16 protein-coding genes are annotated in these 17,084 nt (G+C 65.7%); 5 read left to right on the top strand and 11 right to left on the bottom strand.

Going from position 1 to position 17,084, the window contains the following annotated elements:
- Positions 1-73: 73 nt before the first annotated feature.
- The gene (locus KIH78_RS09815; RefSeq protein WP_219132206.1) at positions 74-373 is read right to left on the bottom strand and encodes a hypothetical protein; all 300 of its coding nucleotides are present in this window, start codon (positions 371-373) and stop codon (positions 74-76) included.
- Positions 374-615: 242 nt separating this feature from the next.
- Here KIH78_RS09815 and dtd point away from each other — a divergent pair, with 242 nt between their 5' ends.
- Entirely contained in the window at positions 616-1,089 is a 474-nt protein-coding gene (dtd, locus tag KIH78_RS09810; protein WP_219132205.1) for a D-aminoacyl-tRNA deacylase, read from the top strand.
- A gap of 170 nt (positions 1,090-1,259) precedes the next feature.
- Here the strand turns inward: dtd and KIH78_RS09805 are convergent, their stop codons facing one another.
- The 3 genes from KIH78_RS09805 to KIH78_RS09795 form a co-directional block, all read right to left on the bottom strand.
- Positions 1,260-2,537, bottom strand: a complete 1,278-nt coding sequence (locus KIH78_RS09805; RefSeq protein WP_219132204.1) for an MFS transporter — start codon at positions 2,535-2,537, stop codon at positions 1,260-1,262.
- A 242-nt stretch (positions 2,538-2,779) separates the two neighbouring features.
- Complete coding sequence (locus KIH78_RS09800; protein WP_214315284.1) at positions 2,780-3,676, bottom strand: carbohydrate kinase family protein; 897 nt, start codon at positions 3,674-3,676, stop codon at positions 2,780-2,782.
- Between the two features lie 65 nt (positions 3,677-3,741).
- Positions 3,742-4,956 carry an ROK family transcriptional regulator gene (locus KIH78_RS09795; protein WP_219132203.1) on the bottom strand — a complete coding sequence of 405 codons (1,215 nt, stop codon included), beginning with the start codon at positions 4,954-4,956 and terminating at the stop codon, positions 3,742-3,744.
- 227 nt (positions 4,957-5,183) lie between these two features.
- On the opposite strand from KIH78_RS09795, the gene KIH78_RS09790 reads away from it, so the two are divergent.
- Positions 5,184-5,921 carry a copper homeostasis protein CutC gene (locus KIH78_RS09790; RefSeq protein ID WP_219132202.1) on the top strand — a complete coding sequence of 246 codons (738 nt, stop codon included), beginning with the start codon at positions 5,184-5,186 and terminating at the stop codon, positions 5,919-5,921.
- A gap of 25 nt (positions 5,922-5,946) precedes the next feature.
- Here the strand turns inward: KIH78_RS09790 and KIH78_RS09785 are convergent, their stop codons facing one another.
- From KIH78_RS09785 to KIH78_RS09775, 3 genes are all read right to left on the bottom strand, one after another.
- The gene (locus KIH78_RS09785; RefSeq protein ID WP_219132201.1) at positions 5,947-7,092 is read right to left on the bottom strand and encodes an ROK family protein; all 1,146 of its coding nucleotides are present in this window, start codon (positions 7,090-7,092) and stop codon (positions 5,947-5,949) included.
- A 325-nt stretch (positions 7,093-7,417) separates the two neighbouring features.
- The gene (locus KIH78_RS09780) at positions 7,418-7,939 is read right to left on the bottom strand and encodes an NUDIX hydrolase (RefSeq protein ID WP_219132200.1); all 522 of its coding nucleotides are present in this window, start codon (positions 7,937-7,939) and stop codon (positions 7,418-7,420) included.
- A 59-nt stretch (positions 7,940-7,998) separates the two neighbouring features.
- Complete coding sequence (locus KIH78_RS09775; protein ID WP_219132199.1) at positions 7,999-9,594, bottom strand: aminopeptidase P family protein; 1,596 nt, start codon at positions 9,592-9,594, stop codon at positions 7,999-8,001.
- Positions 9,595-9,765: 171 nt separating this feature from the next.
- Here KIH78_RS09775 and KIH78_RS09770 point away from each other — a divergent pair, with 171 nt between their 5' ends.
- Positions 9,766-10,140 (top strand): hypothetical protein, encoded by a 375-nt coding sequence (locus KIH78_RS09770; RefSeq protein ID WP_219132198.1) that lies wholly within the window; start codon positions 9,766-9,768, stop codon positions 10,138-10,140.
- A gap of 27 nt (positions 10,141-10,167) precedes the next feature.
- On the top strand, positions 10,168-11,022 hold the full coding sequence (locus tag KIH78_RS09765; protein WP_219132197.1) for a nitrilase-related carbon-nitrogen hydrolase: 855 nt from the start codon (positions 10,168-10,170) through the stop codon (positions 11,020-11,022).
- A gap of 12 nt (positions 11,023-11,034) precedes the next feature.
- Here KIH78_RS09765 and KIH78_RS09760 read toward each other — a convergent pair whose 3' ends face one another.
- From KIH78_RS09760 to KIH78_RS09745, 4 genes are all read right to left on the bottom strand, one after another.
- Positions 11,035-12,477 (bottom strand): RNA ligase, encoded by a 1,443-nt coding sequence (locus KIH78_RS09760; protein WP_219132196.1) that lies wholly within the window; start codon positions 12,475-12,477, stop codon positions 11,035-11,037.
- Between the two features lie 4 nt (positions 12,478-12,481).
- Complete coding sequence (locus KIH78_RS09755) at positions 12,482-13,258, bottom strand: metallophosphoesterase family protein (protein ID WP_236034571.1); 777 nt, start codon at positions 13,256-13,258, stop codon at positions 12,482-12,484.
- Between the two features lie 281 nt (positions 13,259-13,539).
- On the bottom strand, positions 13,540-13,698 hold the full coding sequence (locus KIH78_RS09750) for a hypothetical protein (RefSeq protein WP_219132195.1): 159 nt from the start codon (positions 13,696-13,698) through the stop codon (positions 13,540-13,542).
- A 96-nt stretch (positions 13,699-13,794) separates the two neighbouring features.
- Entirely contained in the window at positions 13,795-14,745 is a 951-nt protein-coding gene (locus KIH78_RS09745) for a hypothetical protein (protein ID WP_236034570.1), read from the bottom strand.
- A gap of 788 nt (positions 14,746-15,533) precedes the next feature.
- On the opposite strand from KIH78_RS09745, the gene KIH78_RS09740 reads away from it, so the two are divergent.
- Positions 15,534-17,066 (top strand): bifunctional folylpolyglutamate synthase/dihydrofolate synthase, encoded by a 1,533-nt coding sequence (locus KIH78_RS09740; RefSeq protein ID WP_219132194.1) that lies wholly within the window; start codon positions 15,534-15,536, stop codon positions 17,064-17,066.
- Positions 17,067-17,084: the final 18 nt, after the last annotated feature.

Here is a 17,084-nt window from a genome sequence, read left to right as displayed (position 1 = left end):
CGCCCTCATGCAATAAGACCACAACAACCAACGACAGGACCGGCCAACGCTGAAACGGCCTAAAACCAGCCGCTCATCTGGACCAAAAGAAACGCCGAAACGGCCTACCACAACTTGACAAAACACAGCGCGCGATCGGCGGCAGACCGTTCCACAAGTCGGCCACGTCGTGCTCCCGCTCACGGATGCCTTCGACGATGACGGCAAGCTCGCGGAAGTTCACGACGAATGGCTCGTTTCCGCGCAATACGACTCCGGAACGGAACGTGCTCCACCCTTCGAGCCGTTGCCGGTATTCATGTTCGGCGATGATGTCGGGCCGTTCGCCCGACCGGCTCATGTGCACGGTCTGCCGGATGGTCTTGTACTCCATGTCCTATTGTTCCTTTTCGTGTGAAAGAACCGTTATGCGCATGACATTAAAGGTTCTATTGTCCCGAAACGCCGATTTGGAACAATAGACATCATTGGGAATACGCAATCAAAGGGTCCTATCGTTCTGGCGGGACAATAGAAGGCGTACTACGCCACAGTGCCATGCCTGCCACGACCCTAAGCGATGCGACCTGCCCGTCGTTCCCGTCTCGTTACGTGGGCCGGCTAGGCTGATGGCTTATGAAAGTCGTATTGCAACGCGTGTCGGAAGCGTCGGTGGACGTCGTCAACGAGCTCGGGGGAGTGGACCCCACATTCGAGCCGCAGCAGATCGGGCCGGGATTCATGCTGCTGGTCGGGGTGTCCGACGAGGACGGCGACAAGGAGATCGCATGGCTGGCGCATAAGATCCTCAACCTGCGTGTCTTCGAGGACGACCATGGCAAGATGAACCGCTCCATCCAGGACATCGGCGGTGAGATCCTCTCCATCTCGCAGTTCACCCTGTTCGCCGACGTGCGCAAGGGCAACCGTCCCAGCTTCATCAAGGCCGGCAAACCGGAGCATGCGGACGTCATGTGGATCAGATTCAACGAGGCCCTGCGTTCCGGCGGTGTGCCCGTCAGGGAGGGCAGATTCGGCGCGCACATGCGCGTCGGTCTCGTCAACGATGGACCCGTCACCATCGTGCTGGACACGGACGATCTGCACTGACGGCTCCGTCGGCGCGGCCGACTGTCTGACCGGCCACGACATATGGAACGGCGAACGGCCGGTGCATGCTTTCTTGGAAGAGTGCGCCGGCCGTTCGCCGTTGTCTGTCACGTCTTATCGGGTCGCGGCGGACCTCACGTCAGGGTATGAAGTCCGCCACACCGGGTGCGTCAGGCCTTCTTGCCCTCGAGCACCTTGTAGGCGAAGCCCATGACGAGGACGTAGAGGCAGCCGACGGCCATCACGAGGATGCCGCCGATCTGGCCGGCGCCCGCGGCCGCACCCATGATCGGCGGGAAGATGGCGCCGCCGATCAGGCCCATGAGCATGAGGCCGGAGATTTCGTTCTGACGGTCCGGACGGTACATGAGCGCGTGGGAGAGGAACAGGGAGAACACATTGGAGTTGCCGAAGCCGACGAGCGCGACCGCGGTCCAGAACAGCCAGACCGGCGGGTTCGTCGGAGTGGCGGCGAAGATCGCGAAGCAGACGGCGGAGGCGGTCATGATGACGCCGCAGATGCGCAGGCCGACCTTGTTGGAGATCTTCTGCAGTACGATGCCGCCGGTGAAGCAACCGATCATACGGGCGATGAAGTAGACCATGGTGGCGTTCGTCGCCGTGGCCAGGGCGACGTCGGTGTGCTCCATGAGGATGCGCGGCGCCTGCGCGTTGATGCCGACGTCCACACCCACGTGGGCCACGATGCCGAGGAAGCACAGGAAGACGATGCCGTCGGAGAACAGCAGCTTGAAGCAGCGGCCGATGGTGGTGGTGCCGGAATCCGGAGCGGGCTCCTCGATCTTGTCGAAGGCGAGCAGGATGTAGCCGAGGATGCCGACCACGAAGTAGATGACGAACAGAATCCACCACATGCCGACCTCGACGGTCTGGCCCTTGGCGTCGACGTAGCTCCAGGAGTAGGCCTGGATGGAGTTCGCGCCCCACTGGGCGATCCACGGGGCGAACAGGGAGGCGAAGGCCTTGACGAACTGGCCGGTGGTGAGCGTGGAGGCGAGCTTGTCACCCTTGACGAAGACCGTCAGCAGCGGGTTGAGGGACACCTGCATGAGGGTGTTGCCGATGCCGAGGAACGCGAAGGAGATGACGATGAGCACCAGCTGGGCGGTGGACTTCAGCGGGAAGGCCACGTAGGCGAGGATCGGCAGGGCCATGGCCACGAGGGTGACGAGGATGGACCACAGCACGGTCTTGCGGCGGCCGATCTTGTTCATCAGCATGCCGGTGGGCACGGAGAAGATGAGGAACCAGAAGAACACCATGGTGGTGAACAGGTTCGCGGTGGCGTCGTTCAGGCTGAACTCGGCCTTCACGTAGTTCGTCGCAGTGCCGACCAAGTCGACGAAGCCCATGACGAAGAACGCGAACATCACGGGCAGGATCTTGGCGAATCCGGCGTTGCCGGTCTTGGTGGTTTCGTTGCTCATTGGTAAAAACTTCCCTTTTTCTATCTGTAATGAGACGGACGAAATGGTTGTCGGTATTCAGTTATCGGTGCCTTGGAGCGCATAGCGCCCGCGCCGGGTTCCATGGTTCGGAATCGGTTGGAGATTGCCGGGACGACGTTGTCCCGGCGCGGGGCCTGCGCCAAGGAAAGGTGAAGGGGCGTGTACGCCGCGTCATGGGTGGTGTTCCACGGTGACGCGGCGCGCACGCGGGTGGGGTCGGCTCACTTGCCGGCTTCGGCCAGGTAGTCCGGCATCTGGGCCGGGTACTCCGGCCAGGCACCGGCCTGGGTGCACACGAAGGCGGCGGTGTTGACGGCCTTGCGGTGCGCCTCGGACAGGGAGTCGCCCAGCAGGGTGCGGGCGGTGAACGTGCCGGAGAAGGAGTCACCGGCACCGACGGTGTCGACGACCTCGACGCGCGGGGTGTCCACGGTGGAGATCTCGCCGTTCTTGGAGATGATGGTGGAGTAGGCGCTGCCGGCGGTCAGGATCACGTAGTCGAGGTCGTACTTCTCGAGGAACCAGCGGGAGGCGTCGTCGCCGGAGGTGCCGCGGATGTCGAACATGTCGCGCAGGAGGAGCAGCTCCTCGTCGTTGATCTTGAAGACGGTGGCGTAGCCGAGCAGCTCCTCGATGAGCTCCTTGGAGTAGTGGTCGCCGCGCAGGTTGATGTCGAAGAACTTCATCGCGCCCGGCTTGGTGTGCTTGAGGAGCTCGGTGATGGTGGCGTGCGACTCGGGGGAGCGCAGGGCCAGGGTGCCGTAGCAGACGGCGTCGGCCTGCTTGACGACGTCGATGAGCTGACGGGTGTACAGGATGTGGTCCCAGGCGACGCCCTTGACGATGGTGTACTCCGGGATGCCGTTCCTGAGCTCGATCTCGACGGTGGAGGTCGGCCAGGCGTTGCGCTGGATGACGGCGTGGATGCCGGCCTTGGCGGTCTCGGCCAGGAGCTCGTCGCCGAGCTCGTCCTCACCCACGGCGGAGACGGAGTAGCCGTCGGCGCCGTTCATCATCGAATGGTAGGCGAAGTTGACGGGGGCGCCGCCGGCGCGCTTGCCGGTGGGGAGCATGTCCCACAGGAGTTCGCCGAGGGAGAGCACGATGGGCTTGGACATGATGGTTCCTTTCCTTTGCTGTTTGCTGTGTGGTGGTTTTCCGTTTGGGAAATCTTGGGTGCCGGTCAGGTCAGTTCGAAGAACATCGAAGGATGGTCGAGGAACTGGGTGACCGCCACGGCGGCCGCGCCGCAGACCGTAGCGTCCGTGGGCATGGTCGACAGGCGGATGTCGGTGGCGCGGTAGATCTCCGGGATTGACCGTCGCCGTACCGTGGCGCGCACCTCGTCGAGCAGGGGTTGGCCCGCTTCGGAGACGATGTCCCCGATGATGATGCACTTGGGATTGAACGTGTTGAAGATGTTGACGCAGCCGTAGCCGACGTACCGCGCGATGCGCAGCACCAGCTCCCGGGCGTGGGGGTCGCCCTCGCGGTCGAGCCTGAAGAGCTCGCGCGTGGCCTGCGTGTTGGTCATGGCCGCGGCTTCGGGGATGAGCGTGCCGTCCTCGACGAGCATCTCATGGATGGCGGGGGTGGAGCAGTAGCGTTCCAGACATCCCACGTTGCCGCAGTCGCACGGCTTGCCGTTGATGTCGATGGACACGTGGCCGATTTCGGTGGCGGCGCCGAGATCGCCGTTGATGATGCGGCCGTTGTCGATGACGCCGAGGCCGACGCCTTCGCCCACCAGGCAGTAGGCGAGGTTGGTCTCGCCGTGCGTTTCGTCGTCGAAGAGATAGTGGGCCAGCATGCCGGCGCGCGCGTCCTGTTCGATGAATACGGGCACGGGGAATGCGTGGGAGAATTCGTCGATGAAGTTGACGTCGCGCCATCCCTGCATGGAGGAGACGACGGCGGTGCGTCCCTCGTCGCGCATGTAGGGGCCGGGGACGGCCATGCCGATGGCCACGATGGCGCGGTCATCGGAGAGCAGCCGTTCGATGCGCTCGTGGAGCAGGGCGACGGCGTCCGCGATGGTCTCGTTGGTGACCGGCGGCATGTCCTCCACGTGGGAGGCGTTGCCGCACAGGTCGAAGACGCCGATCTGCACGAGGGAACGCGCGAATTTGACGCCGATGATGTGGAAGGCGTTCGGATCGAGTTCGAGTCCGATGGAGCGGCGGTTCTTCGCGCCCTCCATGTCGCCGGTCTCCTTGATGGCGCCGGCTTCGATGAGCTGGGCGGTGATCTTGGTGATGGCCGCGGGGGTGAGGTGCAGCGCCTTGGCGATCTGCGCCCGGGAGCTGATGCCGTAGTGGTAGAGATGCTGGAGGATGCGGGAACGGTTGAACTCGGCGAGAGAGGCCTGCGATGCCGTGGCTTCAGCGCTGGTATTCATTCCGACACCTCCTTGCGTCCGTGAGTGGTTGTCCGCTCTTCCTCGAATCTGAACTTCGTTAAGATATTAACGCCGTTAATACATGAACGCAATTAAGGTGTCGTGGCGTGTCGCGCGTAGGCATACGGCCGGGCATGCCGGGGCGATGACCCCGGCTATCATGGACGCGTGCCGGACGGTCGCCGTAGACCGTCGTCTGCCGCAGTGACCCGATGAGGAGGACCGCCATGACCATGCTCGAAATAGCCGTACAGGACGTCGAAGGCGCACGCATCGCCAAGGAGGAGGGGGCCGACCGCATCGAACTGTGCGTGGCGCTCGGCGCGACCGGTGGCCTGACCGCCAGCGTCGGCCTGATCGCCGCGTGCGCCGCCGTCGGCCTGCCGTACGGCGTGCAGGCGCTTATCAGACCACGTGCGGGTTCGTTCGTGTTCGACGCGGACGAGAAGGCGGTGCAGCTGGCCGACGTCAGGGCGGCGGTGCGCGCGGGCGCATGCGGCGTCGTCGTCGGCGGACTGACGGACGACGGGGCCATCGACGTGCCGTTCGCCGGCGCCCTCGCCGAAGCGGCGCGCGCCGCGGGACGTGAGGTCGGACGCGATGTGGCGTTGACGTTCCATCGGGCGTTCGACATGACCCCCGACGGATTCACGGCCCTGGACGAGCTCATCGGCCTGGGGTATACGCGTGTGCTCACCTCGGGCGGCGCGCCGGATGCGCCGAGCGGCATCGGACGGTTGCGCGAACTGGCGGACCATGCGGCGGGACGCATCGAGATCCAGGCGGGCGGCGGCGTCACGATCCCCTCCATCGCCGCGTTGAAGGCGACGGGCGTCGACGCCGTGCACCTGTCCGCCAAGAAGCTCGTCGCGGCCGCCGGAGGCCCCGGGGGAGGCGGCGACACTCCCGTCGAACGCACCGATCGGGACACCGTGCGGGCCGCGGTCGCCGCGGTGCGCGCCTGACGTCGGTTCCCGGCGGCGGCCGGGCTCAAGCCTCCAGGTGGCGCAACGCCACGGCGACCGATGCGCCACGCAGCGCGGCCCCCGCGCCGCACTGGCACCGTCTGATGACGGTGCGCGTGTGGAACTTCGAGGTGGTCATCGCGTCCAGACGCTCCTGCGCCGCCTGGAGGAACACGTTGTTGACGATGTCGGCCGGGCCGTACAGACAGATGTCGGCGATGTCCAGCAGGCCCACGGTAATGGCCATGGCCGAGGCGAACAGGACGCCCGCCTCGCGCACGACGGCCGTCTTCCCCTCGTCGTCCATGCCCGCCATGCGCCTGCGCAGGGCATTGGCCGAAATCAGCCGCTCCATGCAGCCGCGCTTGCCGCACGGGCAAGCCGGCCCGTGTTCGGGGTCGAGCGAGATATGGCCGATCTCGCCGCCGGCATGATGCTCGCCCACCACGGGGACGTCGTCGATGAGTGTGGCCGAACCGATGCCGCGGTTGATCTGCACGAACATGAGATTCGGACCGGCCTGTCCGAAGAACCGTTCCGTGAGCATGGAGGCGACCACGTCGTTGGAGACGGTGACCGGCACGGTGAACCGTGTCTCCAGACGCGTCCTGAGGTCGACGTCGCGCCAGCCCAGACCGGTGGACTCCTCGATGACGCCGTCGTTCACCACGCCCGGCACCGCGATGCCGATGCCGATCAGCGATGAGGCGTCGATGTCGGCGCGCAGCTGGTCGATGAGCTGGACGATGGCGTCCGCCTCGATCCGGTCGTCCGGTCCCAGCGCCACCTCCATATGATCTTCGGGCATGCCGTGCAGATTGGTTACCGCCCCTCGGATGAGATGCTCCTGGGACAGGTCCACGCTGATGATGCGAAGGCGGCCCGGGTCGACGCTCAGCAGGGTGGCCCGCTTCCCCTTGCCGCGGGCCGGCGCCTCATGGCCGTTCTCCTGGAGGAGTCCCTCCTCGAGCATGCCGCTGACCACATCGGAGACGGCCACCCGGGACAGGCCGGTCATGCGGCTGAGATCCGCGCGCGACAGGCGGTTCGAGGGGAACAGCAGGTTGAAGATCAGCGCGCGGTTCATGCGCCGCACGTCCGAGGGGCTGGCTTTCGCGGGTCTCCCCGCGGTGAACGGGAACGACGCGCCCGCAGGTGCCTGTACGATCATGACGTCCTCTCCTGTCGTTGTCTTCGGACGGTCGTCCCCATGATGGATGCGGATGACGGCCACGGTGATGGGGCAGGCCCTTGGTGCGCGCCTTGCCGGCCTCGTTGCCGGGAATATTTAAGTCAACTACCTTTTCAGTATAGCTTCATACGGCGCCTCGGCATGCCTGATTGGCGAGGGCAGAACAGGCTTTCGCCACATGTAAGGGTTGTTAACGAATAACGTCATGCTTGCAGCGATTCGCGTGGGGACGCATACCTAGGGGCGTCGGGGACGAGTCGGGCCCCGGCGGGATTCCCCACCGGGGCCCGACTCGTGGCGGGCGTCAGCGCCGTTCGCCGTCGAAGACGAAGAACGCATGCGCGTCGCCGCGCCGCTTGTTCTCGATGTATGTGCGGAACAGCTTCAGGCGTTCGACGGTGCTCCTCGCCAGCGGCTCGGGCAGGTCGTCCAAGTCGAACCAGCCGACGTTGAGGCTCTCCTCGTCGCCGACGAACGGCTCGGCGTTGCCTCCCGGCTTCAGGGCGCACAGGAACGAATGGTCCATGTACATCGTGTTGTCGCCGTTCGCGTAGGTGATGATTCTGTCCGAAGAGGTGACGGCCACCAGATCGGTGACGACCGCGTCGACGCCCGTCTCCTCCTTGATTTCGCGCACCACTGTGTCCGCGGGCTGTTCGCCCGGCTCGTTGATGCCGTAGACCATCGCCCACTCGCCGGTGTCGGAGCGTCGGCCGAGCAGGATGCGGCCTTCGCCGTCGAGCACGCAGCCGGTCACGCCGTTGAGCCACAGCAGGTCATGGCCGATTTTTTTGCGCAGTTCGAGCACGAATTGCGGTGTCGGCATATTGCCTCCTTATACGGGTCGGGCTCCCTGATGCGGGGAGCCCGAAGGGGTTGGTTCGATCACTTGGCCGCCGCGGCGCGGTCGGCCATCCACTGCTCGACGTCCGTGATCTGCTTCGGGATGCCGGCGGAGATCCATTCGGGGCCGTCTTCGGTCATGAGCACGTCGTCCTCGATGCGGATGCCGATGCCGCGGTATTCCGGCGGGATGAGCAGGTCATCCTCGCGGAAGTACAGGCCCGGCTCGATGGTGAAGATCATGCCTGGGCGGATCTTGGCGCCCTGATACGACTCGAAGCGGGCCTGCGCGCAGTCATGCACGTCGAGGCCGAGGTGATGCGCCACGCCGCAGGCGAGCCAGCGACGGTGCTGCTGGCCCTCGGGGGACAGGGACGTCTCCACGTCCACCGGCAGCAGGCCCCACTCGTGGAGCCTCTCGGCGATTACGCGCATGCAGGCGTGGTGGATGTCGGAGTAGGTGGCGCCCGGCTTGGCGGCCTCGAAACCGGCCTGCTGGGAGTCGAGCACGGCCTGGTACAGGCGCTTCTGCAGGCCGGTGAATTTGCCGTTCGTCGGGAACGTGCGGGTGATGTCCGCGGTGTACAGGGAGTCGACCTCGACGCCCGCATCGACGAGCAGCATGTCGCCGGTCTTCACGACGCCGGTGTTGCGCATCCAGTGCAGAATCGGGGCGTGCGGGCCGGAGGCGACGATCGAATCGTAGCCGACCGCGTTGCCGAGCTCGCGGGAGACGGCGTTGAACGCGCCTTCGAGGATGCGCTCGGAACGAGGCTTGTCGAGCGCGGACGGCAGCGAGGAGAGCAGACGGTCGAAGCCCTGCTTGGTCGCGGCCACGGCCTTGCGCATCTCGCCGATCTCGTAGGCGTCCTTGACCATACGGGCCTCGGACGTGAACTCGTGCAGCTTGTCGTCGGCGGCGGCGTTGCGGTCCGGATCGGTAGCGCCGTTCGCCTCGCGCACGGACTCGACGAGCGCGGTGACCTGGGGGTCCGTCTCGCGCATCACGCGCACCCGGACCGCCCCCGCCTCGGCGCCGACGTCCTTGGACAGCGCGTCGGCCAGCTGCGCGATGTCGTGCGTTTCGATGCCCGTCATCGCGGTCATCTCCTTGAGGCCCGCGCGCGGGCCGACCCAGTACTCGCCGTAGTGCGCGTTCATGAAGAAGTCGGTCGTGGAGTTGTCGGCGCGCGGCGCGACGAACAGCTCCGGCACGTGCGTTTCGCCGGCCTTGGCCTCCGGGGAGTCCGGGTCGACGGGGTTGAGGACCAGCACGGCGCCTGCCTCGTAGTCGACGCCGAGACCCGTGTAGTACGCGAACGCCGTGTCCGGACGGAACATGTAGTCGCAGTCGTTGTTGCGCACCTTCGGCTGGCCCGCCGGAATCACCAGACGTTCGCCAGGGAACGCCGCGCCCAGCGCCTTGAGGCGGGCGGGCGTGAACTTCGAGGATTCGAGCGGTTCGATGTCCGGCTCGTCATCCGCCCAGCCGGAACGCATGAACTCCTTGAACGCCTCGGAACGCGGACGCAGCGAACGGTTGTTCACACGGTCGCTCATCGCCTGGTCCGGCCCCGGCGCGGCCTTGCGCTCCTCCGCCTCGTACTCCTTGTCCTTGCTGGTGACGACATCGGTCATGGAAGCTCCTTTTTCATCGAGGGATCACGGTCCCGTGTTACCGCTCCCATCCTAGTACCCGGTCGCGTGTGAATCCGGCATGGCCGGCGAAACGGCGGAGACTGCGAAACGACGGGACGCGACAGGGACTACGTTGTGGAACGAGGATTGTTCCGGCGATAGGGTTGTCTCATGAAGCACAGCATCGTGCCGTTGATCGTGACGGGTGTCGGGGGAGCCGCGGCGGGATTGTCCGCGCTCATCGCCTGGCTGGCCTCGGGCGGTATGAAGGCGGCGTGGCACAGCACGCCCGGCGGCCCCAACGATTGGAGCTGGCTCGGGTCGACGTTGACGGACCTCATCGGCGGGGTGTTCGTGAGCTTTCTCTGCTCGATTCTGGTGCTCGTGGGATTGTGCGTCGCCGCAGTGGGTGCGGTCTGGCTGATCGTCGGCATCATCTGGGACGTCGTGGAGGCGCGTCGACGCAGGGCGAATCCGACCCCGCGGCGACCCTCGCCGCGCCCGCGTACCGGAAGCCCCGAGGCCAAAGCCCACCTACGGCGATAATGTCATGGCATGGGAATCGGAACGGACATGACGGACGGAACGTATCGCACGGATGAGACGCTGAAGGTCGCCATCGCACAGTTCGCGGTGACGCGGGAACCGGACGCGAACCTTGCCGTCATCGACGGATATGCGCGTCGTGCGTCGGACGAGGACGCGCGACTGCTGCTCCTGCCGGAAGGACTCATCGCACGCGACGACGACCCGACGTTCACGGCGCGCATGGCGCAACCGTCGGATGGGCCGTTCGTCGCCGGACTGCGGCGGATCGGCGAACGGTACGGCATCACGTTGATGGGCACCGTGCACATGCCGTCGCTGGAACCGGAAACGTCGTCGGAACCGGCGTCGTCCGTCACGGGACGCGTCGCCAACGTGTTCGTCGTCATCCGCGGCGGCGACGTCATCGCCGCCTACCGCAAACTCCACCTGTACGACGCGTTCTCGGAACGCGAATCCGACACGGTCGCGCCCGGAGACGAACTGCCGCCGGTCGTCGACGTCGACGGCTGGCGTATCGGCGTGATGACCTGCTACGACGTGCGGTTCCCGGAGACCGCACGGTCCCTTGCCGTGCGCGGAGCGGACGTCATCGCCGTCAGCGCCGCATGGGTGCGCGGCGCGCGGAAGGAACGCCACTGGGAGCTCCTGACCGCCGCCCGCGCGCTGGAGAACACCTGCTACGTGCTCGCCTGCAGCGAGACGGGAACCAGGACCATCGGCCTGAGCCGCGTCATCGACCCGCTCGGCGAAGTCGTCGCGGCCGCCGGATCCCATCCCGGCCTCATCACCGCTGAACTTCGACGCGACACGCTGCGCGACGCCCGCGAATCGCTCCCGGTACTCGCCAACCGGCGTTTCGCCGACCCGACGCTCGCGTGACGTGCGACGGCGTCAACGCACCAGATCGACCAGCTCGCCGACCTTGGTCATATCCACGTCGCGTTCGCCGAACGCCTGCCGCTCATACGTCAGATCGATGTCGTGATCGCGGGTGTAGTCGACGATCCGGCGCGCCAGATCGGCCACGTCGCCCGTCTTGTTGCACGGACGTCCACGCAGCAGCATGCGCTGCAGCAGCGGACGCATGGCCTTGACCAGCTTGTACCGGTCCGACTTCACCTTCACCATCCAACCGTCGGCGAAATACAGCACCACGCCTTCGCGGAGGCTCGCCTTGGCGTCCACGATCGCCTGCGCGACCTCATCGGGCGTGCGGGCGATCGTCACGGTCTCCGGCCGGACGAACCCGCCCGTCTGCGTGAACGCGGTCTCATGCCCGTAGTCGATGGAGAACGTCTCGGCGTTGCGGATCAGATGCAGCAGACGCAGCCCCGACCCGTCATAGCCGACGATATGACGGTCCGACTCGCAGTTGATCACCTCGAACGCCGCAGTGACGTCCCATTCGCGCAGCATCCGCCACAGTTCGCCGCGAACGGCCGGATCCTCGGGGAACAGCCGTTCGATCAGCGCGGAATAATCCGTCTGCCCGGACTTCGACCAGAACCGGAACGTCCCCGGATCGCCGCCGGTTCCCACCAGGCCCAGGAACCCGTTCTCCTTGCGCTCCACACGCACGGGCAGCGCGCCGGCATGGCCGCGCGCGTGCGCGACCACACGTTCGAACGAGGTCTCCGGGGTCTCGTCCACGGCGAAGAACTTCTCGAAACCACGCTGCACCACACGGCCATCGCCGTCGAGGAACAGGCCGCGCGCGTTGATCGTGCGCGCCGTCCAACGATGCTCGCGGAACGCCTCCGACGTGAAGTTGCAGGCGAAGACGTCCGTCTCGCCGCGCACCGGGACGACCCGCACATACGGGTCGGCACGCATGCGGTCCAACAGGTTCCCGTCAGGGTCTCCCGGCTCCAACGGCCGGAACATCACGGCATGGAACCGCCTCCAGGATTCACGGATGTACTCCTCGGGCACCCGGTCGGCGTCCCCGCGCGCGGCGTTGCGCCGCAGCAGCTCGTCCAACGGCACGTCGAAGTCCTTCGTCTCCCAGACGGCGCCATGCCTGCGGGCGAGCAACGCCAGCTCGCACGCGTACCGGGGGTTCGCATGCTGGGCGTCGGCGACCACGTCCCAGCCGGCGTCCAACGCGTCGGCGACCATATGCCGTCCCATGGCGACGACCATCGTCTCGAACGACTTGGCGTGACGGGACCGCATCCGGTCCCGGTTCGCCGCGGAACCGGCGACCATCAGGCGGATGGCGTCCAACGAGACCACGCAGTGCGGCCACGTGTTCGAGGAATCGTCCGCCCATCGGCGTGCCCACGTGGACTTGCCGGATGCCGGCAGACCGCGCAGGATGATCAGCTTCGCCATCGGGTCAGCTCCTTTCCGTCGTCGGAGCATCGGACGGCTCGGTGCAGGGCTTCGCGGTGTCGGACACGACACCCGCATGTCCATGGAACCATTCGACGATCCGGGTTTCGCTCACCGGCCCGAGACCCCACGCGTCGAGACCCACGTTGAGCGCCTCCGGGCGTGCGCCCTCGGGCGAGAGCTGATGCGTATGCCCGTACAGGAGACGCCGGCCGTCGAACGGCAGCGCCTTGTCCGGGAAGCGCACGGCGTCATCCGGCCACCCGTAGACGAGATCCTCGCGGTATGGGAAATGCGACAGGTTCACGGTCTCGGCCCGCTCCGGGTGGGTGGCGTCAAGGCCGGTGACGTCGACCGTGCCGTTCGGCTCGATCGACTCGAACAAGTTGCGCGCCGGCCGGTCGTCCAGCCACCAGTCGTCGTGGTTGCCGATCACCGCATGCAGGTGACGGCAGCGCAGCTGGCGCAGACACGACTTGAGATGCCGGACGGATGTGCGGAAGCCGATGTCGCCCAGGATCCACAGTTCGTCGTCCTCGCCGACCAGACGGTTGATGTTCGCGACGACGGCCGCATCATGCGCGTCCGTGTCGGCGGCCGTGCGGAAGCTGAGCCGCGAATCGTCAAACACGACGCCCTTCGCCCAGTCCTCGGCGGCCTTGCGGCCCTGTTCGGCGAGCAGCGCGGCGTAGCGCTCGCGGCCGGGGTCGAAGCGGGTGTATCCGCGCAGCACGCTCACCAGCGGATGTCCGAAATGCGTGTCGGTGGTGAAATACCTCATGTGGTTGTCTCCTTCCTTGGAATGGATTGATTGGTGTCTTCGGTTCCCGTCATCGGGGCGTTGCATGGCGGATCGCGGTCGTCGGCGGTGGCGGGGCGGAACCGGCCGAGTGGCCGTCTCCACGCGGCGTGCGCATGTGACGTATGTTCCGCAGGCGTTATTCGGTGCCGTACGTGAATCGCATGAATCGCGTGGATTGCGTGGATCGGCGATGCCGCCTATGCCGTGGCATGCCGTTGGACGGACGGGGACCTTGGAGGAATGATTCGGTTATGCGGGTTTCAGCGGGGGAGCGTGGTGGTGGAGGAAAGCCCGGCCAGGAGCCCCTTCCATTGACGTTTCTCGTCAAGGGCATGTTCGAGCGGCGGCAGCAGCCCAATCTGCTGTCGCAACGCGCGGCCTTCCTCGCCGGCGCAATCGAACATGGCGTATCGAATCATAACGGGATTCACCATATGACCGTCCTGACGTTCCCGTCAAATCAGCCCTCGCGTGGCGGCATGCCCTTCGCGTCGGTGCGAAGGCGCGGACGTACGTCATGGGCCGTTCCCGCGGGGGATTCCGGCTTTGAGCAGCTTCATCGTCAGCGGGACTCTCTTGATGACGTCGTCATAGGAGAAATGGACGATTTCGCGCGCGCCGGCACGTTTCAGAGCCTCATCCCGCCGGCGTTCCCGCGCCACCATCTCCTGCACGCCGCGATTGTCGGTCATGTCGGGATCGATGTATTTGCGTGTGCCGTCATATTCGCCGACGACCACCGTGCCGTCGGCCAACGTCCAGACGAAATCGGCACGATACTCCGCTCCGGATTGCGGATCACGCACCGGTACCTGAAGTCGTGGCGTGGGGAACCGCTCCTCGATCATCGTCCCGCGCGCCAACGATTCGCCGCCGTTCTCGCTGTTCGCATCCGCATGTCGGAGCAGCCTCAGAGTCGTCGCTTGATCGGTGTGCATCCGACCGCTTGCATCGAGTACATCCTCCGTGGTGATTCCTTTGTCGAACGCCGAGTCGAAGAACGGCAGCGCGAAACGGAATTCATATGAGGCGGCGCAGTCGAGCAGCGTCATGGCGCGCGGCAGCAGAAGCAGCCCCGACTTCTCATGCTCGACCTGCACCATGGACGACTTCGGCACATAGACACGTTTCAGGTGGCGGCTGTTGGGACGATGCGTGCCGTGATCCGACGTGGCGACCGTCACCGATCCATCGTGAAGGCACCATTGATGTTCGAATCCGTAGGAGACCGCGGCTACCAGGCCGCCGAACACCCATGTGCGGTGGACCTGTGCGAGCGACCGTGCGATATGCATCGTGCGTGCCGGAGGCTTCAGCCCGCTCCAATATGCCGTTTCGGCATACAGTGACGGGATTCCCGGATAGACGCGCACGAAGTCTCCGGACCGGGCGCGTCTGCGCAGCGCCGCTTGCTCGGCGGCGTCGTGGGAATACGCGCATCTGCCTTCGCGTTGCGCGTCGGCCATCAGCTTCGTCAGGGTCCTGTGTGCTCTCATGCTTCGAGCGTAGATCATTCCGATATGACGGATGTTGTTTTCCCGGCGGATGTGGTCGGAGCCCTCTCTCCCGGCGTGTCTGATACGGAAATCGTTGGAATCAAGCCGATTCGCGGATGAGACGTCGGATGTGGATAACCGTGATGCCGCCGGATTTCAGGCGGCTTTCATCCGTGCCTAGGCAGGATTCGGTGTATCCGATAATGAGCCGATTCCGTCGAGGTCGTATCGGGTACCGTCGGCGGCATGCCTTTCGCGTCGGTTCCTGGCCAAGGATGGCACGGTTCCGCCGCCTGGAGGCCGCTCAGCGTCGTTACCGTGCCATGGCTGGCCAGAAAGCGACGTTTGAAGGCGTTTGGCGTCGGTTCCATGCCACGGTTGGCGCGGCGCCGACGCTGGAAGGCCTCTTAGCGTCGTCTCCAGCCGGTGAATGGCACACATACGACGCCGATGGCGCGTGCGCGATACCGATGGCACACAAACGACGCCGCCGGCGCGAAACGACGCGACCACGATGCCGGTGCGCCCTGCGATGAACGTCCGTAGGGAATCCGCACGACGGCAGGGGGTCGGCTATCATTGTGGAGTTTGTGGGCATGCGGGGCCGATTGGCCGCCTGCGGACAGGAATCGCCCGGACGGGAACCCCCAGCGGGAGGAACCCCGCCCGGGAAACCGACTACCGTAGACGGAATCCCGGCGAACATGCCGGCCGCGGCACGGCAACGGCACGGAAGAACGAGCAGGAGCACAGGAACCATGTCATTCGAGCATCCGAACAGGAACAACGAATCGATCAGGGACGTCGAACTGGACATCATGAGCCGTCCCCCCGAACACAACACCACCAACCTCGACCTGGACCGCATGAACCTCATGCTCGACCTGCTGGGACACCCGGAGGAGTCGTTCCGCGTGATCCACGTGACCGGCACCAACGGCAAGGGGTCCACCGCCCGCATGGCCGAGGCCATCTGCCGCGCCTACGGCATGCGCACCGGACTCTACACGTCCCCGCATCTGGAGAAGGTCAATGAACGCATCGCCATCGACGGCCAGCAGCTGTCCGACGATGACTTCATCGATGCATGGGACCAGATCAAGGACCTCGTCGCCATGGTCGACGCGAAGATGACCGAACAGGGCAAGCCGCGCATGAGCTTCTTCGAGGTGCTCACCGCCATGGCCATCTGGAAGTTCGCCGACGCGCCCGTCGACGTGGCCGTCGTGGAGGTCGGCATGGGCGGCGCATGGGACGCCACCAACGTGCTCGACGCCGACGCCGCCATCATCGGCCCCGTCGACATGGACCACATGAAGTGGCTCGGCGACACCGTCGAGCAGATCGCCACCGAGAAGGCCGGCATCATCAAGCCGGACTGCACCGCCATCATCGGCCCGCAGCCGCACGCCGAAGCCGTCATGCCCATCCTCGAGGCCGCCGCCGAACGCAACCACGCCAAGCTGGTGCGCGACGGGCAGGAGATGGAGGTCGTCAGCCGCATGCCCGCCGTCGGCGGACAGGTCGCCACGCTCGCCACGCCGCTCGGCACCTACACGGAAGTGCCCATCGCCAAGTTCGGCGAACACCAGGCGCACAACGCGCTCGCCGCGCTCGCCGCCTGCGAGGCCGTCATTCCCGTCTCCGGCGCGCTGGACGGTGACATAGTCGCCGAGGCGCTCTCCGGAGTGAAGATTCCCGGACGCATCGAGCAGATCCGCACTTCGCCCACCATCATCGTGGACGGCGGACACAACGTGAACGCCGCCGAATCCCTGCGTGCCGCCATCGAGGAGAACTACCACTTCGAACAGCTCGTCGGAGTCATCGCCATGATGGAGGACAAGCAGGTCGAGGAGTACCTCGGCGTGCTCGAGCCGATCCTGAGCCAGGTGGTCGTCACCGAGAACTCCTGGCGTGACCGCGTCATGCCCGCGGACGAGCTCGAGAAGATCGCCGTCGAGGTGTTCGGCCGCGACCGCGTCATCAAGGAGCCGGAACTGCCGGACGCCATCCAGACCGCCGTGAACCTCGTCGACGAGGCCGACGACCTCGGCGTCGGCTATGGTCACGGCGTGCTCATCTGCGGCAGCTTCGTCACCGCAGGCGACGCGCGCACCATGCTCGAGGAGCATGCCAGCCCCGTCATGAAGAAGGCCATGGGCATCCACCAGCCCGTCGTCGAACCGGAGCGTCGCGAGGACGACGAAGACGTCGAGGATGCCGACGACACCGAAACCGCCGGCGCAACCGGCGCAACCGGCGTGGGCCCCGCCGCCGACGTCGAGTGACGGGACGGAGGACGACGG

Origin of the sequence: Bifidobacterium saguinibicoloris, assembly GCF_019331725.1 — a bacterium.
Classification (GTDB): domain Bacteria; phylum Actinomycetota; class Actinomycetes; order Actinomycetales; family Bifidobacteriaceae; genus Bifidobacterium; species Bifidobacterium saguinibicoloris.
The sequence above is the reverse complement of the archived record's forward strand: the minus strand, read 5'-3'. Positions and strand labels throughout refer to the sequence as shown.

What these genes read in the sequence shown, in the direction of transcription:
- KIH78_RS09790 (WP_219132202.1), top strand. Translation starts at nt 5,184, where the DNA reads ATGACCATGCTCGAAATAGCCGTACAGGACGTCGAAGGCGCACGCATC.
- KIH78_RS09745 (WP_236034570.1), bottom strand. Translation starts at nt 14,745, where the DNA reads ATGGCCGACGCGCAACGCGAAGGCAGATGCGCGTATTCCCACGACGCC.
- KIH78_RS09785 (WP_219132201.1), bottom strand. Translation starts at nt 7,092, where the DNA reads ATGATCGTACAGGCACCTGCGGGCGCGTCGTTCCCGTTCACCGCGGGG.
- KIH78_RS09815 (WP_219132206.1), bottom strand. Translation starts at nt 373, where the DNA reads ATGGAGTACAAGACCATCCGGCAGACCGTGCACATGAGCCGGTCGGGC.
- KIH78_RS09795 (WP_219132203.1), bottom strand. Translation starts at nt 4,956, where the DNA reads ATGAATACCAGCGCTGAAGCCACGGCATCGCAGGCCTCTCTCGCCGAG.
- KIH78_RS09805 (WP_219132204.1), bottom strand. Translation starts at nt 2,537, where the DNA reads ATGAGCAACGAAACCACCAAGACCGGCAACGCCGGATTCGCCAAGATC.
- KIH78_RS09775 (WP_219132199.1), bottom strand. Translation starts at nt 9,594, where the DNA reads ATGACCGATGTCGTCACCAGCAAGGACAAGGAGTACGAGGCGGAGGAG.
- KIH78_RS09800 (WP_214315284.1), bottom strand. Translation starts at nt 3,676, where the DNA reads ATGTCCAAGCCCATCGTGCTCTCCCTCGGCGAACTCCTGTGGGACATG.
- KIH78_RS09755 (WP_236034571.1), bottom strand. Translation starts at nt 13,258, where the DNA reads ATGAGGTATTTCACCACCGACACGCATTTCGGACATCCGCTGGTGAGC.
- KIH78_RS09760 (WP_219132196.1), bottom strand. Translation starts at nt 12,477, where the DNA reads ATGGCGAAGCTGATCATCCTGCGCGGTCTGCCGGCATCCGGCAAGTCC.
- KIH78_RS09770 (WP_219132198.1), top strand. Translation starts at nt 9,766, where the DNA reads ATGAAGCACAGCATCGTGCCGTTGATCGTGACGGGTGTCGGGGGAGCC.
- dtd (WP_219132205.1), top strand. Translation starts at nt 616, where the DNA reads ATGAAAGTCGTATTGCAACGCGTGTCGGAAGCGTCGGTGGACGTCGTC.
- KIH78_RS09750 (WP_219132195.1), bottom strand. Translation starts at nt 13,698, where the DNA reads ATGATTCGATACGCCATGTTCGATTGCGCCGGCGAGGAAGGCCGCGCG.
- KIH78_RS09765 (WP_219132197.1), top strand. Translation starts at nt 10,168, where the DNA reads ATGACGGACGGAACGTATCGCACGGATGAGACGCTGAAGGTCGCCATC.
- KIH78_RS09780 (WP_219132200.1), bottom strand. Translation starts at nt 7,939, where the DNA reads ATGCCGACACCGCAATTCGTGCTCGAACTGCGCAAAAAAATCGGCCAT.
- KIH78_RS09740 (WP_219132194.1), top strand. Translation starts at nt 15,534, where the DNA reads ATGTCATTCGAGCATCCGAACAGGAACAACGAATCGATCAGGGACGTC.